The 18327-nt window shown below is 71.7% G+C and carries 15 protein-coding genes; 4 read left to right on the top strand and 11 right to left on the bottom strand.

Annotated features, from left to right (window positions below; translation table 11 throughout):
- Positions 1 to 76: 76 nt before the first annotated feature.
- The 7 genes from hutI to hutH all read right to left on the bottom strand — a co-directional run bounded on the left by hutI (position 77) and on the right by hutH (position 9255).
- Positions 77 to 1237: an imidazolonepropionase gene (hutI, locus tag UA74_RS26495; RefSeq protein WP_075742646.1), complete on the bottom strand. Its 1161-nt coding sequence runs from the start codon at positions 1235 to 1237 to the stop codon at positions 77 to 79.
- Complete coding sequence (locus UA74_RS26500; RefSeq protein WP_404800002.1) at positions 1234 to 2583, bottom strand: formimidoylglutamate deiminase; 1350 nt, start codon at positions 2581 to 2583, stop codon at positions 1234 to 1236. The genes hutI and UA74_RS26500 overlap by 4 nt, the downstream gene beginning before the upstream one ends.
- Positions 2583 to 3830, bottom strand: a complete 1248-nt coding sequence (locus tag UA74_RS26505; protein WP_075742648.1) for an allantoate amidohydrolase — start codon at positions 3828 to 3830, stop codon at positions 2583 to 2585. Before UA74_RS26505 ends, UA74_RS26500 begins: the two co-directional genes overlap by 1 nt.
- Positions 3831 to 4208: 378 nt before the next feature.
- Positions 4209 to 4910, bottom strand: coding sequence for a hypothetical protein (locus tag UA74_RS26510; protein ID WP_075742649.1), 702 nt, complete (start codon positions 4908 to 4910; stop codon positions 4209 to 4211).
- A gap of 299 nt (positions 4911 to 5209) precedes the next feature.
- Positions 5210 to 5572, bottom strand: a complete 363-nt coding sequence (locus UA74_RS26515) for a hypothetical protein (protein WP_075765672.1) — start codon at positions 5570 to 5572, stop codon at positions 5210 to 5212.
- 415 nt (positions 5573 to 5987) lie between these two features.
- Positions 5988 to 7649, bottom strand: a complete 1662-nt coding sequence (gene hutU / locus UA74_RS26520) for a urocanate hydratase (RefSeq protein ID WP_075742651.1) — start codon at positions 7647 to 7649, stop codon at positions 5988 to 5990.
- Between the two features lie 73 nt (positions 7650 to 7722).
- On the bottom strand, positions 7723 to 9255 hold the full coding sequence (gene hutH, locus UA74_RS26525) for a histidine ammonia-lyase (RefSeq protein ID WP_075742652.1): 1533 nt from the start codon (positions 9253 to 9255) through the stop codon (positions 7723 to 7725).
- A 139-nt stretch (positions 9256 to 9394) separates the two neighbouring features.
- Between hutH and UA74_RS26530 the strand changes: the two genes are divergently transcribed.
- The 3 genes from UA74_RS26530 (at position 9395) to UA74_RS26550 (ending at position 12545) form a co-directional block, all read left to right on the top strand.
- Positions 9395 to 10189: an IclR family transcriptional regulator gene (locus UA74_RS26530; protein ID WP_075742653.1), complete on the top strand. Its 795-nt coding sequence runs from the start codon at positions 9395 to 9397 to the stop codon at positions 10187 to 10189.
- Positions 10190 to 10905: 716 nt separating this feature from the next.
- Positions 10906 to 11727: a L,D-transpeptidase gene (locus tag UA74_RS26545; RefSeq protein ID WP_232237475.1), complete on the top strand. Its 822-nt coding sequence runs from the start codon at positions 10906 to 10908 to the stop codon at positions 11725 to 11727.
- A gap of 56 nt (positions 11728 to 11783) precedes the next feature.
- Positions 11784 to 12545 (top strand): choice-of-anchor P family protein, encoded by a 762-nt coding sequence (locus UA74_RS26550; RefSeq protein WP_075742656.1) that lies wholly within the window; start codon positions 11784 to 11786, stop codon positions 12543 to 12545.
- Positions 12546 to 12718: 173 nt separating this feature from the next.
- Here the strand turns inward: UA74_RS26550 and UA74_RS26555 are convergent, their stop codons facing one another.
- The 4 genes from UA74_RS26555 to UA74_RS26570 all read right to left on the bottom strand — a co-directional run bounded on the left by UA74_RS26555 (position 12719) and on the right by UA74_RS26570 (position 16408).
- Positions 12719 to 13606 carry an ABC transporter substrate-binding protein gene (locus tag UA74_RS26555; protein WP_075742657.1) on the bottom strand — a complete coding sequence of 296 codons (888 nt, stop codon included), beginning with the start codon at positions 13604 to 13606 and terminating at the stop codon, positions 12719 to 12721.
- A gap of 224 nt (positions 13607 to 13830) precedes the next feature.
- A complete protein-coding gene (locus UA74_RS26560) occupies positions 13831 to 14604 on the bottom strand; it encodes an ABC transporter permease (RefSeq protein WP_083683669.1) in 774 nt (257 codons plus the stop codon).
- Complete coding sequence (locus UA74_RS26565; RefSeq protein WP_075742658.1) at positions 14601 to 15272, bottom strand: ABC transporter permease; 672 nt, start codon at positions 15270 to 15272, stop codon at positions 14601 to 14603. The genes UA74_RS26560 and UA74_RS26565 overlap by 4 nt, the downstream gene beginning before the upstream one ends.
- A complete protein-coding gene (locus tag UA74_RS26570) occupies positions 15272 to 16408 on the bottom strand; it encodes an ABC transporter ATP-binding protein (protein ID WP_075742659.1) in 1137 nt (378 codons plus the stop codon). The genes UA74_RS26565 and UA74_RS26570 overlap by 1 nt, the downstream gene beginning before the upstream one ends.
- 143 nt (positions 16409 to 16551) lie before the next feature.
- On the opposite strand from UA74_RS26570, the gene UA74_RS26575 reads away from it, so the two are divergent.
- Entirely contained in the window at positions 16552 to 18219 is a 1668-nt protein-coding gene (locus UA74_RS26575) for a bis-aminopropyl spermidine synthase family protein (RefSeq protein ID WP_075765674.1), read from the top strand.
- Positions 18220 to 18327 lie beyond the last annotated feature (108 nt).

The following is an 18327-nucleotide window of genomic DNA, read 5'->3' on the forward strand; positions in this document are numbered from 1 at the left end:
GCCCGAGGTCGCCGAGACATCTCCGCAGGCGTTCGCGGGCGGCGGGCGGCTCACCGACGGCAAGCGCCCGGCCGGGTCAGCGCACCCGCTCGCCCGCCCGCCATACGGCGTGGGTCAGCGGGACTCCCGGCCGATAGGCCAGGTGCGTCACCGAGGGCGCGTCGAGGACGTGGACGTCGGCTCGGGCGCCGGGACGCAGCACGCCCACCGCACCGTCACCGGTCTCGCGCCGCAGGGCCCGCGCGCCGCCCCAGGTGGCGGCCCGCACCGCCTCCTCGACGCTCAGTCCCATCTGCAACACCGAGGTCGCGACGCAGAACGCCATCGAGGACGTGTAGGACGACCCCGGATTGCAGTTCGAGGCCAGCGCCACCGTCGCGCCCGCGTCGAGCAGCCGTCGGGCGGGCGGCAGCGGCTGCCGGGTGGACAGGTCGCAGGCGGGCAGCAGGGTCGCCACCGTCGCCGAGTCGGCCAATGCCGCGACATCGGAGTCCGCGAGATGCGTGCAGTGGTCGACGCTGGCCGCGCCCACCTCCACCGCAAGTCGCACGCCGGGCCCGCGCCCGAGCTGGTTGCCGTGGACCCGCAGGCCGAGGCCGTGTGCCGCCGCCGCCCGTAGCACCCGCCGCGACTGCTCCTCGTCGAACGCGCCGGTCTCGCAGAACACGTCCGCCCAGCGGACATGCGGCGCCACGGCGGCGAGCATCGGGCCGCACACCAGGTCGAGATACTCCTCGGCGTCGGCGCCCGGCGGCACCAGGTGCGCGCCGAGGAACGTGACCTCGTCGGCCGCCTCGGCCGCGATCCGGGCCGCTCGGACCTCGTCGGCGACGGTCAGTCCGTAGCCGGTCTTGGTCTCCACGCAGGTGGTGCCCTGCGCGGCGGCCTCCGCCAGATGCCGCCGAAGTCCGGCGGCCAGCTCCGCGTCGGTGGCCGCGCGGGTCGCCGCCACGGTGACGGCGATGCCGCCCGCCCGATAGGCCTCCCCCGCCATCCTGGCCTCGAACTCCGCCGTGCGATCGCCCGCGAACACGAGGTGGGTGTGGCTGTCCACCCAGCCGGGCAGCACGGCCCGACCCGCCACGTCGAGACGCTCGTCGGCCTCGGGCGCCCCGGCGGCGGAGCCGACCCACGCGACCCGGTCGCCGTCGAGCACCAATGCGGAGGAGGCGAGTCTGCCGAGTTCGTCGTCGTTGGTGGTCAGCTCGCCGATGCCGGTGATCAGGGTGCTGGTCATCGCCGCAGCTCCTCGATCGCCTCGCGCATCAGGGCGGCCGGATCACCGAGGGTGAGGTGGGTGCGGTCCTGCACCATCTGTCTGCCCTCGATGATCACGTCACGGACGTCGGCGGCCGTCGCGGCGAAGATCGCCGCACTCGGCTCGATGCCCGCGAGGTGGACGCCGTCGAGGTCGATGGTCACCAGATCGGCGCGCGCCCCCGTCTCGATCACCCCGGTGGACGGCCATCCCAGGGAAGCGTGTCCCGCCGCCGTCGCGGCGGTCCACAACTCCTCGGCGCTGAAGTGACCTCGGGTCTCGGTCCGCAGTCGCTCGTGCATCTCCACGGCCCTGGCCTCGGCGAACATGTCGATCATCGAGTGTCCGTCGCTGCCGAGCGACAGCGGCGAGCCCGAGTCCAGCAGGTTGCGGCCGAGGCCGATGCCGTCGGCGAGGTCCTGCTCGGTGGTGGGGCACAGACAGACGCCGGTGGCGGTCGAGCCCAGCAGCGCGATGTCGGGGACGCTCAGATGCGTGGCGTGCACGGCGGTGGTCAGTTCACCGAGCACCCCGTGGTCGGCGAGGAGCTGGGTGGGGGTGACGCCGTGCGCCGCGTGACAGGCGTCGTTCTCGGCACGCTGCTCCGACAGATGGACGTGCAGCGGCGCGCGGAATCGCTGTGACCAGCCTGCGACGACGCTCAACGCCTCGGCAGGCACCCCGCGCACCGAGTGGACGGCCGCGCCGATCCGCACGCGATAGGGGTCGACGCCGGGTCGATCGGTGAGCTGGGCCAGCAGCGCCTCGGCTCGCACCGCCCACCCGTCGGCGTCGACGTCGCCGAAGCGCAGCTGGACGCCCTCCAACGGCTTGCCGAAGCCGCCCGCCAGGTAACAGGTGTCCAGCAGGGTGATCCGCAGCCCGGCGTCCCTGGCGGCGGCGACCAGCGCCAGCCCCATCTCGTTGGGGTCGTCGTAGCGGATGCCGCCGATGTCGTGGTGCAGGTAGTGGAACTCACCGACGCTGGTGACACCCGCCAGCACCATCTCGCCGTAGACCGCACGGGCCAGCCGGTAGTAGCTGTCGGGGTTGAGCCGCTCGGCCAGCGCGTACATCTGCTTGCGCCACGTCCAGAAGGTCCCGCCGCCGACGTGCGTCCGACCGCGCAGCGCGCGATGGAAGGCATGCGAGTGGGCGTTGGCCAGCCCGGGGACGGCGAGCCCGCTGAGCCGGGCCGCGTCCGGCGGGGCCGCGACCCCCGGACGGACGGTGTGGAAACGGCCGTCGGCGATCTCCAGCAGCACGCCCCACTCGACGCGCGGAGCATCGCCGCCGACCAGTGCGTACGGCGCCCAGCAACGCATCATGCGAGCTTCTCCAGGACAGTGGTCAGTGCCTGCACGCCGTCCTCGCAGTCCTCGGGTTCCGCATGTTCGGCGGGGGCATGACTCACCCCCGTCGGGTTGCGCACGAAGAGCATAGCCGTGGGCACCCGCGCGGCCAGGACTCCCGCGTCGTGACCTGCCCCGGTCGGCAACGCGGGGACACCGCCCAACGCGGCGGCGAGGTCGTCCCGCAGGGCCGGGTCGAAGTGGACGGTGTCGCCGTAGGACTCCTCGGTGATCCGCACCGCACAGCCCTCGGCCTCGGCCACCTCCGCCGCGGCGTCCCGGATCCGTTCGACGACGGTCCTCGTCCGGGCGTCGTCCTCGGCTCGGGCGTCGAGCCACAGATCGACGGCGGAGGCGATCACGTTGGTGCCGCCCGGATTAGGCACCAGGCGGCCGACGGTCGCCCTGGCCCCCTCGACCTCGGCGGCGATCCGACGCGCGGCCAGCACGAGTCCGGCGGCGGGCAGCATCGGGTCGCGTCGATCGGCGATGGGCGTGGCGCCCGCGTGGTTGCCCTCCCCGGTGAAGGAGAACCGCCAGCGGCCGTGCGCCAGGATCGACGAGGCGACGCCGACGGGCGCGGCATGATCGATCAGTCCGCGCCCCTGCTCCACGTGCAGCTCGACGAAGCAGCCGATCCGAGCCAGTGCCTCGTCGTCCCGGCCGAGCCGGGTCGGGTCGACTCCGGCGGCGGCCATCGCCTCGCCGAGGCTCACGCCGTCGGGGTCGCGCAGCGCGGCGGCCTGCGCCGGGTCGATGGTGCCTGCGAGGAGCCGTGAGCCGAGGCAGGCGACGCCGAATCGGCCGCCCTCCTCCTCGGCGAACACGACGATCGCCAACGGCCTGCGCGGCGTGAAGCCCTTAGCGCGCAGTTCGTCGACCGCCGCCAGCGCGCTGACCACGCCCAACGGCCCGTCGAACGCGCCGCCGCCTGGCACGGAGTCCAGGTGGCTGCCGGTGATGACGGCGTCCGGTCCCGGTTCGCCCCACCACGCCCAGATGTTGCCGTTGCGGTCGGTGCGGACGTCGAGATCACGTCGTCGAGCCTGTTCGACGAACCACGCGCGCAGGTCGAGTTCGGCATCGTCGTAGCCGTGCCGGGAGAAGCCGCCCCGGCGTCGGTCCGTTCCGACGTCGGCGATGGCGGCCAGCAGACCGGTGGCGGTGGCCCGCGTCGGCGGAGTGGCGGGCGGCGGCGTTGGGTGCGGCGAGCCGGACATGGTGGCGGCCTCCTGGTCCCGAGTGGGGCGGGTACTTCCCCCTTACGACACCACATGACTCCCGGTGAGCGGCCGATACACGGTCGGAAGCGCGCAGGCGGCGGCTGGGCGGCCTGCCGACGAGGCGTCGCGGGCCGCGTCGGGTGCTCAGCGGGCGCGGCCCGCACCGAAGGCGCGCTCGGTGCGAGACCGCGACCGCCGAGGCTCATCCCTGTCGGACGATCACTGTCGCTGTGGTCACCTCCGTTCGGCAGCCTGCTGGTCGCGCGGGCCGGACCGGGGGCAGGTCCGACTCGCGTTCGGAGTGGTCCAGGGAGAGTCCGAGGTCGAACGGCCGGGGATCAGCGCGTTCTCGGACCTGGAGTGCCGAGGTGTCTGCTAGCGGACCTCGGCGGGCCGGGGAGCCCATCCTGCGGGTGCGGCGGCCCCTCGGTGAAAGGTGAGCGCGTCGGCGGTCCGGGGAATCCAGAGTCCGCTGGGGACGCGCAGGGCACGCTCGGGTGCGCCGCGATCCCCCGGCTCGGGAAGCTCGATCAGTTCGCCGACCACGGTGAGGAAGTCGCCTTCGCATCGCCACACCAGGTCGTCCTCGCCGAGCAGCGGCGGTCCCGCACCGCAGCAGCTCGACGACCGGAAGCGCACGGCCGTGGCGTCGTCCTCGGCACGCAGGTGGACGGCGTCGACGTGTCCCGGCCAGCCGTAGGTGTAGAGCAGGGTGAAGGGCACCTGGTCATCGCCGGGCGCACGAGAGGCGATGAACCGACGTCGGGTGAGCGCGTCCAGCGCCTCGTCGACGGTGCCCGGCGCCGGACGTCGGCGCTCGACGTCGGCGGCGGATCTCGGCCACGGCGCCGTGGGACGCGGCGGGGTCGGCCGGGGTGGCAACGGCCGTGGCGGCAGCGGACGCGCCGAGGAGTCCTGCGGACCCACCGGCCGCCCCACCGAGGCCACGCCGAACTCCGCACGACCGGGCCGGGCGCGTCCGGACGAGTCGCCTGCGACGCGGGGCGACGGCGCCGGGCCTGCGATCACGTCGGAGGCTCTCCTGCCTGCGGGGAACGCGTGATCGTGCTGGGTCATCGGCGGGTTCTCCGTTCGTCTCGCGGCGATCAGGTCCTCGGGCGCTCGACTGCGAGGCCGGAGATCCTGCGGGTTCCGCTGATGGGACGAGCCTCTTCGCCCGTTATGACGAAGATCTGACGGAGAAGATTCACGAGTTCGGGCGGCGATCGGAGGAGGAGCGACGCGTGGCACGGTCTGCCTCGACGGTCAGCCTGCTGGGCAGGCTGCGGGCAGGGACGTTCGGCACGGCATCGGACACGACTCCTGTCGGGATCACGGCATGGCGCGCTCGCTCGGCCCACCGTGCGGAAGTCGAGTCAGTCGGCGTGTCGGATGATCTTCTCGATGCCCCAGACCAGATAGACCGGCCGCAGCCCTTCGGCGCACAATCGGTCGAAGACCTGCTCGGCGATCACTCGTTGCCGGTCGAGTCCCGACGTCCCGCTGCGCAGTGTGAGTGAATACGGCATACGTTCGAAGGGAATTCCCGCGTCGTCCTCCATCCCGTGATCGGAGTAGAGATCGAAGAAGACGCCGTCGCGTTCCGCCCAGTATTCCCGATCCGGGTCGTCGTCACGCTGGAGTGGGATGTCGACGGCCGTCGACACCAGTCGAGCGACCTCCTCGAGGGAACGGCCGGTACCCGCCGCGTCGAAGAAGACCTCATAGTGATCGGACATCTCATCGGTCCTCTCCCATTCGAAGTCGAAGATCGCGCCCCAGATGGAGATCCTGGCGAGTTTCCGGGAGTTCCCCGGGGCACGAAGGAACCGGTAGACGCCTCGTTCGGCGTCCGCACTGCTTCGCCTACGCCACCCATCACACCCCCGCAGCCTGGATCACCATCCAAGATAATTGGGTCGAGCATTCCGAGTCGATGAATTCCGAGGATCACGAAAGCAGGTCACCGAAGCGCGCGGCGATAAAGATCAACGATGACCGAGCGGAGTTTCGCAACGGAATCGACCACCGGAGAGTGATGATCAAGAAGGACCGGACGCGACGGCGGGAAATTCATGATCACCCGGAGTCGCCGTCACGGCAGGCGAAGCCCGGTGCCCGCCCGCCGCAGGCGAAGGCGGGCACCGGGGCGGATCACTCGACGTCGGACAGCGGGATGCGCAGTCCGCGTTCGGCCGCCACCTGCTCGGCACGCTCGTATCCGGCGTCGACGTGCCGCAGCACGCCCATGCCCGGGTCGTTGGTGAGCACCCGCTCGATCTTGCGCGCGGCCAGCTCGGTGCCGTCGGCCACCGTCACCTGGCCCGCGTGAATGGACCGGCCCATGCCGACGCCGCCGCCCTGGTGGATCGACACCCAGGTGGCCCCCGAGGCCGTGTTGATCAGCGCGTTGAGCAGCGGCCAGTCGGCCACCGCGTCGGAGCCGTCGGCCATGCCCTCGGTCTCCCGGTACGGCGAGGCCACCGAGCCGGAGTCCAGGTGGTCCCGCCCCAGCACCAGCGGCGCGCTGATCTCGCCGGAGGCGACCAGCTCGTTGAACCGGAGTCCCGCCAGATGACGTTCGCCGTAGCCCAGCCAGCAGATTCGGGCGGGCAGCCCCTGGAACTCGACCCGCTCCTGAGCCATCCGAATCCAGCGGGCTAGCGGCTTGTCGTCCGGGAACAGCTCCAGGATGGCCTCGTCGGTGCGCCGGATGTCCGCCGGGTCGCCGGACAGGGCCGCCCAGCGGAACGGACCGCGTCCCTCCGCGAACAGCGGGCGGATGTAGGCGGGAACGAAGCCGGGGAAGTCGAAGGCGCGCTCGTAGCCGCCGATCCTGGCCTCGCCCCGGAGGGAGTTGCCGTAGTCGAAGACCTCCGCGCCCGCCTCCTGGAAACCGACCATCGCGGCGACGTGGTCGACCATCGACGCCCGCGCCCGGTCGGTGAACTCCTCCGGCTTGCGCTCGGCGTAGTCCGCCCAGTCCGCAGGCTCGACGCCCTTGGGCAGGTAGGACAGCGGGTCGTGCGCGGAGGTCTGGTCGGTGACGATGTCGATCTCCACACCGCGACGCAGCAGCTCGGGGAAGACCTCGGCGGCGTTGCCGATCAGACCGACCGACAGCGCCCGGCGCGCACGCTTGGCGGCGAGCACCCTGGCCACGGCGTCGTCGACGTCCTCGGCGATCTCGTCGAGGTATCGGGTCTCCACCCGGCGACGGGCCCGCTCCGGATCGACCTCCACGACCAGCGCGACGCCGTCATTCATCGTCACCGCCAGCGGCTGGGCGCCGCCCATCCCGCCCAGACCGGCCGTGAGGGTGAGCGTGCCCGCCAGGCTGCCGCCGAACCGCTTGTTCGCGACGGCCGCGAAGGTCTCGTAGGTCCCCTGCAGGATGCCCTGGGTGCCGATGTAGATCCACGATCCTGCGGTCATCTGCCCGTACATCGTCAGGCCGAGGTGCTCCAGCCTGCGGAACTCCGGCCAGTTCGCCCAGTCGCCCACCAGGTTGGAGTTGGCGATCAGCACCCGAGGCGCCCACTCATGGGTGCGCAGCACGCCGACCGGCTTGCCGGACTGGACGAGCAGCGTCTCGTCGTCGGCAAGGGTGGTCAGCTCGCGGGTGATGGCGTCGAAGCTCGCCCAGTTTCTGGCGGCCTTGCCGGTGCCGCCGTAGACCACGAGGTCGTCGGGCCGCTCGGCCACGTCGGGATCAAGGTTGTTGCACAGCATCCGCAGCGCCGCCTCGGTGTTCCAGCTCTTGGCGGTCAGCGTGGTGCCTCGGGCGGCGCGGACGGTGCGAGGTCCGGTGGTCACGAAGAGAACTCCTATCGACGAACGGCTGAAACGGCTGTTCAGACGTGGTGCGGCTCGGTGCGCATCGACGACGTCAGGTCAGATGCGGCGTGACGGCGTCCAGTAATGCGCCGGAGGTCACGAGTTCCCGCGCGACGGCGATGTCGGGGGCCAGGTGGCGGTCGGGTCCGGGGCCGGGGACGTGGCGGCGCAGCAGGGCGACGGCGGCGCCGGTCGCCGGGGAGGGCCGCAGCGGTGCGCGCAGGTCGAGTGCGCGGGCGGCGGCGAGCAGCTCGACGGCCAGGACGGTGTGCAGTCCGTCCAGTCCTCTGCGCAGCTTGCGGGCCGCCGACCAGCCCATGGACACATGGTCCTCCTGCATTCCCGAGCTGGGAATGGAGTCCACCGAAGCGGGTGACGCGAGGCGCTTCAGTTCGGAGACCACGGCGGCCTGGGTGTACTGGGCGATCATGTAGCCGGAGTCGACACCGGGATCGGCGGCCAGGAACGGCGGCAGCCCGTGGGAGCGGTGCACGTCGAGCAGCCGGTCGGTGCGGCGCTCGGCCATGCTCGCGACGTCGGCGACGGGCACGGCCAGGAAGTCGAGCACGTAGCCCACCGGGGCGCCATGGAAGTTGCCGTTGGACTCCACCCGGCCGTCGGCCAGCACCACCGGGTTGTCGATGACCGAGGCCAGCTCCCGGTCGGCGACCAGCTCGGCGTGGGTCAGGGTGTCGCGAGCGGCGCCGTGGACCTGCGGGGCGCAGCGCAGCGAGTAGGCGTCCTGCACCCGATTGCAGTCGGGGCCGCGATGGCTGGCCACGATCTCGGAGTCGGCGAGCAGCGCGGTCAGCCGGGCGGCCGAGCGGGCCTGGCCCGGATGCGGGCGCAGGGTCTGGAGCTCGGGGGCGAAGACGCGGTCGGTGGCCAGCAGCGCCTCGACGCTCATCGCGGCGGTGACGTCGGCGACGTCCAGGGCGGCGGCGAGGTCGGCGGCGGCCAGCACCAGCATCCCGAGCATCCCGTCGGTGCCGTTGGTCAGTGCCAGGCCCTCCTTCTCCCGGAGCGTGACCGCGCGCAGCCCGTGCTCGGCGAACGCCTCGGCCGTCGGCCGCCGTCGGCCTGCCGCGTCGTGAACCTCGCCCTCCCCCAGCAGCGTCAATGCGACGGCGGCCAGCGGTGCGAGGTCGCCGGAGCAGCCCAGCGAGCCGTGCTCGTGCACCACCGGGGTCAGGCCCGAGTTCACCAGCGCCGCCAGCGCGTCCACCGTCTCCGACCGGACGCCGCTGTGCCCGGCGGCCAGCGTGCCCAGCCGCAGCAGCATCATCGCCCGCACGACCTCGGGCTCCACCGGAGCACCCGCGCCCGCAGCATGGGAACGCACCAGCGACCGTTGGAGGTCGGCCCGCCGGTCCGGCGGGATGTGCCGGGTCGCCAGCGCACCGAAGCCGGTGGAGACGCCGTAGGTGGGCCTCGGCGCCGCCGCCAGCGCCTCGACATGCGCCCGGGCGGCGTTCACCGCCGTGCGGGCCGCCTCGGTGAGTCGCACGCCTGCGCCCGTTCTGGCGACGGCGACGATCTGCTCGCGGGTGAGCGGCTCGACACCCACCGCAATCGGTTGCGTCATCTCCCCATCACAGCGGGTGCGGCGCCACGACCCAAGCCGACAGGCCATGACTCCGTCTGAGATGTCAGACTGTCGCGTCGCCGCTAGTCAGACGGATGATGTGAACGAGCACGACGAGGCACAAGCACGGGGGGACGGGATGGGAGAGAGCAGTGACGTTCCCGCCCTGCGTCGCGGGCTGGCCGTGCTGGGCCTGCTCGCCCGCCGGGCCACGCCGACCTCGGCCGCAGTGATCGCCAGGGCACTCGATCTGCCGCGCTCGACGACGTATCACCTGCTCGAAGAGCTGATCCGCACCGGTTTCGTCAGTCATCTGCCGGAGGAGCGCCGATACGGGCTCGGCGTGGCGGCCTTCGAGTTGGGCTCGGCCTACCTCCGACACGATCCCCTGGAACGGCTGGCCCGACCGCTGCTGCGGCGGCTGGCCGACCAGGTCGGGCACAACGCGCACCTCGGCGTCCTGCACGGTGCGCAGGCCGTCTACCTGTCCAAGGAACAACCCGCCCGGCCGCAGACCCTGGTCACCGACGTAGGAGTGCGGCTGCCCGCCGAACTCACCGCCTCGGGCCGCGCGATACTCGCCCATCTGCCCGCCCCCCAGGTGCGGGCGCTGTTCCCCGGCACCGCCAGCTTCGTCCAGCGCACCGGGCGCGGGCCGAGGGACTTGCCGAGTCTGCGCAGGCTGCTGGCGACGGAGCGCAGGCAGGGCTGGGCGGTCGAGGACGGGTACATCACCGAGTCGTGGGCCTCGGTCGCCTCGGCGGTGTTCGACCACGGCGGCAGGCCGGTGGCCTCGATCAGCGTGACGATCCGGCACGTCTGCGAGCAGGAGTCCCCCTGCGGTCAGACCTGGCCGGAGCTCGCCGAGGAGGTCCTTCGCACGGCTGCGGAGCTCACTCTCCGACTCGGCGGCACGCCGCCGCAGGAGGCCTGACCGGGCGGTCGACGCGAACCGCCGTGCGGTCCAGGGCGGCTAGGGCGGACGGCCCAGATCGTGGGAACGACATCCGCGACACGCCTCGACGACGCCACCGCGCACCGAACGGCCTCGACAGGAGGTCAGGCCCTTCGCGGCGGGCGATCGTCCGCCGCCGGCGGCATCGACGGTCCGGCCAGCGCAGCGGCCCGTGGCTCGATCTCGACGGCACACTGGAGCCGGACCCGCATCGTCGACGCCCTGGTCAACCCCTCGAACAAGTGAGAGATGTCACCTGAATCGAGTTACACCCGGTATTTTGATAACAGACAGTCGAAGTGAATCGGGTCAATTTTCACCGAATTTCACCGACGGGACTTGAGGAATGTCGCCCCAAAGAGTGAAATAGCCGACTTCGCGTCACCTGCGACGATGAATCGTCGGCCCAGGTCACCCCCGTCTCGTCGTACACGCCGCGTGGTTGATCCGGCGACCGAGGGATGTTTCGCTCCCTGGCGATGTCCTGCCCGGTCACCGCACCGTGATCCTGCGGCTCCGGAGAACGCAGTCGACATCGCCGAGTGGTGCATCGATTTCGCCGCGCAGCAGATACCGGCCGGGTCTGCGCAGGCAATACCGGAACGCCACTCGAACGGCGGCAGCGCCGATCGGCGCGAAGTGCAACGGAATCAAGTCGCACCCGCCGAGTCCGAAGAAAGGAATCAGCCACCACGATGACGACCGCCGCACGCGGCCAGACCGCATTCCGGAATCGACTGCTCGCGATCTGCGCAGTAGGCACCATGATCCTCCTCGCTACCGGCTGCGGCCGAGACGCGACCGACGACGGAGCCGAGGCGCCCCCGCCCGCCAGGCAGACCGTCGATCTGGCAGGCCTGGCCGCCCTCCCCGAGGCCACGACCTTCGGCGTCGTCGACTCGGCACCGAGCGACGCCGCTCCCGCCGACTCCGGCGGCGACCTCGTGATCCATCCCGAGGACGAACTTCCCGTCTACGACTCCCAGGACGGCGAGGTGATCGCGAGGCTGCCAGCCACACAGCTCGGCTCACCGACCTGGCTGCCGGTCATCGAGCAGGAGGACGACTGGTACCACGTCCTGCTGCCGTCGCGGCCGAGCAATTCGACCGGCTGGGTGACCTCGGCCGACGGAACGGTGACCGAGGCGACCAACGCATTCCGGGTCATCGTGGACGTCGACGAGTTCTCCCTCGCCGTCGTCGAGTCCGGCACCGAGATCGGCCGGTGGACGGTCGGGGTCGGCAGTTCCGAGGCCCCGACTCCGCTCGGCCGCACATTCCTCCTTGCCTCCATCGAGGAGACGGTCAGCGAATTCAGTCGGTACACCCTGCCGCTGGGCACGCATTCCGAGGTTCTCGACACCTATGCGGATGGTCCCGCGACCGTCGCCATTCACGGCTGGCCGGACGAGACGCCGTTCGGCACCGAGACCAGCGACGGATGCATTCGAGTTCCGGATGTCGCGATGGACCTGCTGCTCACCCTGCCGTTGGGCACCGTCGTCGAGATTCGATGACGCCACGAATCGGGAAACGTTCTCTGCTCGACTCACGTGTAGAAGGAAAGGCAATCGTGTTCGTCAAGACCGCACGCGCATCACTCGGTTTCGCCCTCGTCCTCGGACTCCAGTTCGCCTCGGCGCTGCCCGCCACGGCCCAGGACACGACCGGCACCGGGCCGAGTTCGGCCTTCGCCCTGCGGGCCCAGGGCCTGCTCGCAGTCGAACCGACGCCGCAGCTGACCGGCGAGCACGGCTTCCAGCAGCGCTCCGTCGCCGATCTGAGCGTGGCGAACGGGCTGGTCCAGGCGGGCGTGCTCAACACCGAGGTGGACACCCACCGTGCGAAGTCGAGCGTCACGGACCTGCGCGTCGGACTGACCGGGGCGCTCCTCTCGGAGCTTGGCCTCGGGGATCTCGCCGCGACCGCCGTGGAGGCGACCTGCGATCAGGGCCGGGGCGAGACCCGGCTGGTGGGCGCGACGCTGGGCGGGGTCGCGCTGGACGCCTCGGCAGGCCCCAACACCGGGGTCGACGTGCCCGGCCTGGCCACGGTGCTGCTGAATCGGCAGGTGACCAACCCCGACGGCTCGCTGACCGTCACGGCCCTGTCCGTGGAGGTGGCCGGGCTGCAGAGCGTCGACATCGCCTCCGCCACCTGCGCGGCGGGTGCCGAGGGGCCGGAGTCTCCCGAGCCGACCGACCCGCAGCAACCGGAGCCCGAGCAGCCCGGTGCGGAGCCGGAGCAGCCCGAGACCGAAGGCCCCGGTGCCGAGTCGCCGCAGCCCGCACCCCGGCCCACCCCGATCCGCGGCCACCATCCCGTGACCGGCTGAGCTTGCGCCGCACCAGGTGAGTCCTCCACCCTCCGGGTGCGGAGAAGGCGAGTGGGCAGGGCCGATGACCGGGCCCTGCCCACCGCGGTGTCGGAACTCGACGAGGACGCCTCTCCACGAGGCTCCGACGGCACGGCCGTCAAGGCCATCGCGGCACCGGCACCCGGGAGAGATCAGAGCCCGGCGACGAACTCCTGTGCCACGTCGGCGTAGTTCTCCCGGTCTACCTCGATGCGCCGGACCATCTCCTTGAGGTTCTCCGTGGTCAGCGCGGCCGACAGCTCGTCGAGTGCGGCCTGCTGATCGTCGCTGAGCGCGTCGGCGCGCACGAGCGGGATCACCTGCTGAGCCGGGTAGAGCCGCTCGGGGTCCTCGAGCTCGACGAAGTCGTTCTCCTCGATGGCCGACATCGTGGTGAACAGGTTCGCCACGTCGACGTTGCCACCCGCGAGCTCGTCGACGGTGATCGGGCCGCCCGCGTCGGTGGTCCTGATCTCGGCGAAGGTGCAGTCGTAGAGTTCGGCGATCGGCTCGGCCCACCGCTCCGCCCATTCCCCGGCCGCGCCGAGGACCAGCTCGTCGCACTGCGGTCCTAGGTCGGCCAGCGAGGTCAGCTCGAGTCGATCCGCCGTCTCCTCGGTCACCACCAGCACGTCGCTGTTCTCCGCATCGGCAGGTGCGAGGATGCCGAGTCCGGCAGGCAACGACTCGTCGAGGCTCGTGATGATGTCCTCGGCCGAGGTTCCCGGCGCCACCTCCGCGAAGTGGTGCAGCAGGTTCCCCGAGTACTCGGGAACGATCGTCAGCGAACCGTCCTGCAGGCCGTCGACGATGAACTCACGGTTGCCGACACCCGGCCGGGTGGTCACCTCGGCGCCGCCCTCCCGCAGCACCTCGGCGTACATCTCCATCAACAGCTGGTTCTCGGCGAAGTCGGCCGAGCCGACGATGATCTGACCGTCCTCGGCCGATCCGCCCTCGTTGCTCAACGGATCGCCGCCGCCGCAGGCTCCCGTCACCAGCACTGCTCCGACGGCCAGTGTGGCCAGTCCCCGTCTCATCGGTCGTGATCTCCCTCGGTGTCGCATCGTGATGAATCCTTCTCGTGTCTCAACCGGTCGTCGTGCACCGCAGACAGCCTCCGCGGTCGTCGGCGGCCCCGATCAGCCCGCGCCCGCCGCCGTCCCGCGCCCCGCCGAGGCGGCGCATCGACCGCAGGACTGCCTGCATGTCGGAGGCCCGCCTGCACCGACGAGGTCCCAGCGGGCGGCCGTTCGGTGCGCCGTCAAGGTCGCGACGTCTCCGCCAGGTCAGGGGCGGACGGTCCGGCATCCGACTCACCGGCCCCGGTCTCGCGTCGGTCCGCCCGTCGAGCCCGGCGGGCCGCCCGCGTGGTCGTGGCGACCGGTCGGAGTCCGCGCGGCACGATCAGCCACTGCAGGCCCGCCAGCACCAGATCCAGTGTCAAGGCCAGCAACGCGACCAGCAGCGCGCTCGCCAGCACCTTCGAGTAGTTCGGCTCCCTGATCCCGTCCAGCAGCAGCCTGCCCAGCCCGCCGAGGCCGACATACGCGGCGACCGTCGCGGTGGCCACGACCTGGAGGACGGCGTTGCGCAGGCCGCCGAGCAGCAGCGGAAGCGCGTTGGGGAACTCCACCTGCCAGAGTCGCTGCCAGCCGGTCATGCCGACACCCCGCGCCGCGTCCACCACCCGCCGGTCGACATCCTGCACCCCGGCATAGGTGCCCGCCAGGATCGGCGGCACCGCCAGCACGACCAGGCCGACCACGGTGGCGGTCTGCGTACCGCCGAGCACCAGGTACAGGAAGGTCACCAGCCCCAGCGTCGGCAGCGCCCGCATGGCGTTTCCCGCGCCGACGAGCGTCACCCCGCCGCGTCCGGTGTGCCCGATGTAGAGCCCCAGCGGCATCGCGATCAACGCCGCGAGCAGGATCGCGATCGAGCAGTAGGCCAGGTGTTCCACGATGCGGTTCGGCACGCCGTTCACACCGCGCCAGTTCGCCGGATCGCCCAGCCAGTCGACGAGTCCTTGGATCATGACCGTGCCCCCAGCTCGACTCGTTCCCACGGCGTCAGCCTGCGGCGGAGCGCGACCAGCAGCAGGTCCACCACCAGGGCCAGTAGCAGGGTGAGCACGATGCCCACCACGATCGGCGCGAGATACCGCGTCCGGAATCCCTCGGTGAACAGGACGCCCAGGCCGCCGGTGCCGATCAGCGCGCCGACGCTGACCAGGCTGATGTTGCTCACGGCGCCGACGCGCAGGCCTGCGGCGAGCACCGGGACGGCCAGCGGCAGATCCACGGCGAGGAAGCGACGGGCAGGCCGATAACCCATGGCGGTGGCGGCGGCGGTCACGTGATCGGGCACCGCGTCGAGCGCGTCGATCACCGGGCGCAGCAGCAGCGCGCTGGTGTAGAGGGTCAACGCGACCACCACGTTGATGCTGTCCAGGACCAGCGTGCCGATGATGCCGGGGATCACCACGAACAGGGCCAGCGACGGCACCGTGTACAGGATGCTCGCGCTGGTCAGCAACGCCACCCTGACCCGACGGAAGCGGTGCGCGAGCCAGCCGACCGGGATCGCGACGGCGATCCCGAACAGCAGCGGCGTCAACGACAGGTAGACGTGCTCGAGAAGCTGCGATCCGATGAACTCACGATTGTTGGCACTGCTGAGGTAGCGGACCAGGTCGTCCCACATCAGAGTGCGGCCCCCGTGTCACGTCCCCGACGCTGATCCCGGCGACGCTCCACCAGCTCGAGGACCTGACCGGCGGTGATCACCCCGAGGTGTCTGCCCGCCTCGTCGACGACGACGCCCAGCCCGGACGGTGCCGACAATGCGGCGTCCAGGGCACCGCGCAGCGCCGTCCCCTTCGTGTAGAGCGAGCCGCCCGCGAGCAGGTCCGACTCGGCCAGCGGTCGCGCAGCGGAACCGCCGCGCAGCGGAGACTCCGGCGCCAGCCACCCACGCGGTCTTCGCTCGCCATCCAGCGCCAGCACCCACTCGGCGGGCCCGGCGGCCACGCCGGTCAGTGTCGCGCCGACGTCCGCCGTCGGCACCTCGCCGACCGACAGTTCGGCCGCGTCGAGGAACGACAGCCCGCGATATCCCCGGTCACGTCCGACGAAGTCCGCCACGAAGTCGTCAGCGGGCGAGGCCAGCAGCTCGGCGGGCGGCACGTACTGCGCCAGTCGGCCGCCCTCGGCGAACACCGCCACCCGCTCGCCGATCCGCACCGCCTCGTCGATGTCGTGGGTCACGAAGACGACCGTCTTGTCCAGGTCGTTCTGCAAGCGCAGCAGTTCGTCCTGCAAGCCCTCCCGTACCACCGGGTCCACCGCCGAGAACGGCTCGTCCATCAACAACACCGGCGGATCGGCCGCGAGGGCCCTGGCGACGCCGACCCGCTGCTGCTGGCCGCCGGAGAGCTGGGCCGGGTAGCGCGAGCCGAGTTCGGCGGCCAGGCCGACCAGCTCCAGCAGCTCGGCGGCCCGGGCCCGCGCCTGCCGCCGGGTCCAGCCCGAGAGCAGCGGCACGGTGGCCACGTTGTCGAGCACCGACCGGTGCGGGAAGAGGCCCGCATGCTGAATGACGTAGCCGATGCCTCGGCGCAGTCGGGCCGGGTCGGAGGCCATGACGTCGGCGCCGTCGACCAGGACGGTGCCGGAGGTCGGCTCGACCATGCGGTTGACCATCCGCAGCGACGTGGTCTTGCCGCACCCGGACGGTCCGACGAAGACGGTGATCGTGCCCGCCTCCACGGTCAGGTCGAGTTCCCTGACGGCCACCGTCCCGTCGGCGAAGCGTTTGGTCGCTGATTGGAACTCGATCACCCGAGCCCCCTCGTGATCGCGCGGCCGCTTCCCGGCCGCTGAGCTCCGCACGACCCTAGACGCGGCAGGGGACATCTGCGACCAAACTCGAGGAGACCAGGCGCCGGTCCCGGCGAATGTCCGCATGGTGGAACGATCGGGGCATGGAGCACCACATCGCCGAGGACGGCGTCGACCACACCACCCCTGAGCCGCGCGTGGCGGTGGCCGCGCTGATCCGCGCCGCCGGGGTGCACGGCCTCCGGCTCAGGCGGGTGCTCGCGATGCTGGTCGCGGGCTGGCACTCGGTGGAAGACCTGATCAGGACGCAGGCGACGCCTCGACGCACCGTGGAGGAGCTGCTGGCCGCTACCGGGACCGACCTGGGACGACGGCGCGTCGACGGCCGCGAGCTGGTCCGCATCCGCCCCGAGTGCGCCGCCGACTACCGCGCCGAGTTCGCCACCGCCGAGCTGCCCGCGCCCGTCGACCAGGCGCCCGCGGCAGCCCGGCTGTCGGAGTCGCTGCGGGCCGCCGTCCGGGCGGACGTCGCCGCCGTGCCCCCGCCGATGGCTGCGCTGGACCACGTCCAGGCCACCCCGGAGAGCGTGCTGCGTCGGGCCGCATGGCTGGCGTCACACTATGACCTGGACAACGCGTCGGTGCTCTTCCTCGGCGACCACGATCTGACCTCGACTGCGCTGGGACGCCTGCACCCCGACCTGGCGATCACCGTCGTCGACGTCGACGATCGAGTGCTGGCGCACATCGACCGGATCGCGGAGCGCGAGGGACTGCGGATTCGCTGTCTGCACGCCGATCTGCGCTTCGGACTGCCGCCCTCGGTGCTCGGTACCTCGGACCTGGTCTTCACCGACCCGCCGTACACGCCGGAGGGCGTCGGACTGTTCACCGCCCGCGCTGCCGAGTGCCTCCGAGACGGTGGACGGGTGCTCATCGCCTACGGATACAGCGATCGCACGCCTGCGCTCGGGCTGAAGGTGCAGCAGCGACTGCACCGGCTGGGCATGTTGTTCGAGGCGATCCTGCCCGACTTCGACCGATACGACGGGGCACAGGCGGTCGGGAGCGCCAGCGATCTGTACGTGTGCAGGCCGCTCGGCTCGGGAACGACCCGGCGCGGCGACACCCGCATCTACACCCACGGACCGCAGTCCGGCGAGTCGACCGGCGGGCCGAGTGCGGCAGCGCTCGACGCGCTGCGCGGGCTGGTGTCCGCACCGACCCCGTTGCCGGTGGTCGAGGCCGAGTGGACGAGTCCGACCACCGGTGACGCCGCGCTGATCGACGCGATGGCCGACCCAGGGCCGTGGCTGTTCCGGGTGCTGGCGGCGGCGAACACCCGACAGCTGGGCGTGCTGGTGCGCAACAACCATCCCGACCTGCTCGACGCGGCGGCACAGCGGGCGCTGAGCGATCTCGTCGGCGCGAAGTTCCGGCTGAAGTTCCATCGGAGCACCCCGGACGGCAGACACGCCGTGGTGGTGGCGTCCTCGATCGCAGCGTCCAGCGCAGCGGAGCCGGACGCGACGCGGCCGGCCGCCGAGAGCTCGATCGCGGGCGCCCTGCTGCGCAAGGCCCACGGCCGGATCGCCAACGTATGGCGGGAGGCGCTGATCCGCCGGGAGTCGGCGCGCGGTCGGACGCTGACGAAGAACCAGGCTCGCGACCTGGTCCTTGCCTCGGCGCCCCGCCGCGACGAACTCGACCTACGGCTGATCGACCTGCCCCGCCACCGGGTCGCCGCAGTGCTGGCCGCCGCCGACCAACCTGCGGCCGAGGACGCGTCGGCCGCCGGGTCGGCCGAGTAGCCGCCCGTCCGAACCGCGCCGCGTCCGAACCGGGCCGGGCCGGGCCGGGCCGGGCCGCCGAGTCCGAGGACTTCGACGTCGGGACTCGGCGCACCCCGGGCTGGCCCG

Origin of the sequence: Actinoalloteichus fjordicus (genome assembly GCF_001941625.1) — a bacterium.
GTDB lineage: Bacteria > Actinomycetota > Actinomycetes > Mycobacteriales > Pseudonocardiaceae > Actinoalloteichus_A > Actinoalloteichus_A fjordicus.

Coding starts and splice junctions, on each gene's coding strand:
- UA74_RS26565 (WP_075742658.1), bottom strand. CDS start 15,272: ATGTGGGACGACCTGGTCCGCTACCTCAGCAGTGCCAACAATCGTGAG.
- UA74_RS26545 (WP_232237475.1), top strand. CDS start 10,906: ATGACGACCGCCGCACGCGGCCAGACCGCATTCCGGAATCGACTGCTC.
- UA74_RS26505 (WP_075742648.1), bottom strand. CDS start 3,830: ATGTCCGGCTCGCCGCACCCAACGCCGCCGCCCGCCACTCCGCCGACG.
- UA74_RS26530 (WP_075742653.1), top strand. CDS start 9,395: ATGGGAGAGAGCAGTGACGTTCCCGCCCTGCGTCGCGGGCTGGCCGTG.
- UA74_RS26575 (WP_075765674.1), top strand. CDS start 16,552: ATGGAGCACCACATCGCCGAGGACGGCGTCGACCACACCACCCCTGAG.
- UA74_RS26510 (WP_075742649.1), bottom strand. CDS start 4,910: ATGACCCAGCACGATCACGCGTTCCCCGCAGGCAGGAGAGCCTCCGAC.
- UA74_RS26560 (WP_083683669.1), bottom strand. CDS start 14,604: ATGATCCAAGGACTCGTCGACTGGCTGGGCGATCCGGCGAACTGGCGC.
- hutH (WP_075742652.1), bottom strand. CDS start 9,255: ATGACGCAACCGATTGCGGTGGGTGTCGAGCCGCTCACCCGCGAGCAG.
- UA74_RS26500 (WP_404800002.1), bottom strand. CDS start 2,583: ATGCGTTGCTGGGCGCCGTACGCACTGGTCGGCGGCGATGCTCCGCGC.
- UA74_RS26515 (WP_075765672.1), bottom strand. CDS start 5,572: ATGTCCGATCACTATGAGGTCTTCTTCGACGCGGCGGGTACCGGCCGT.
- hutI (WP_075742646.1), bottom strand. CDS start 1,237: ATGACCAGCACCCTGATCACCGGCATCGGCGAGCTGACCACCAACGAC.
- UA74_RS26555 (WP_075742657.1), bottom strand. CDS start 13,606: ATGAGACGGGGACTGGCCACACTGGCCGTCGGAGCAGTGCTGGTGACG.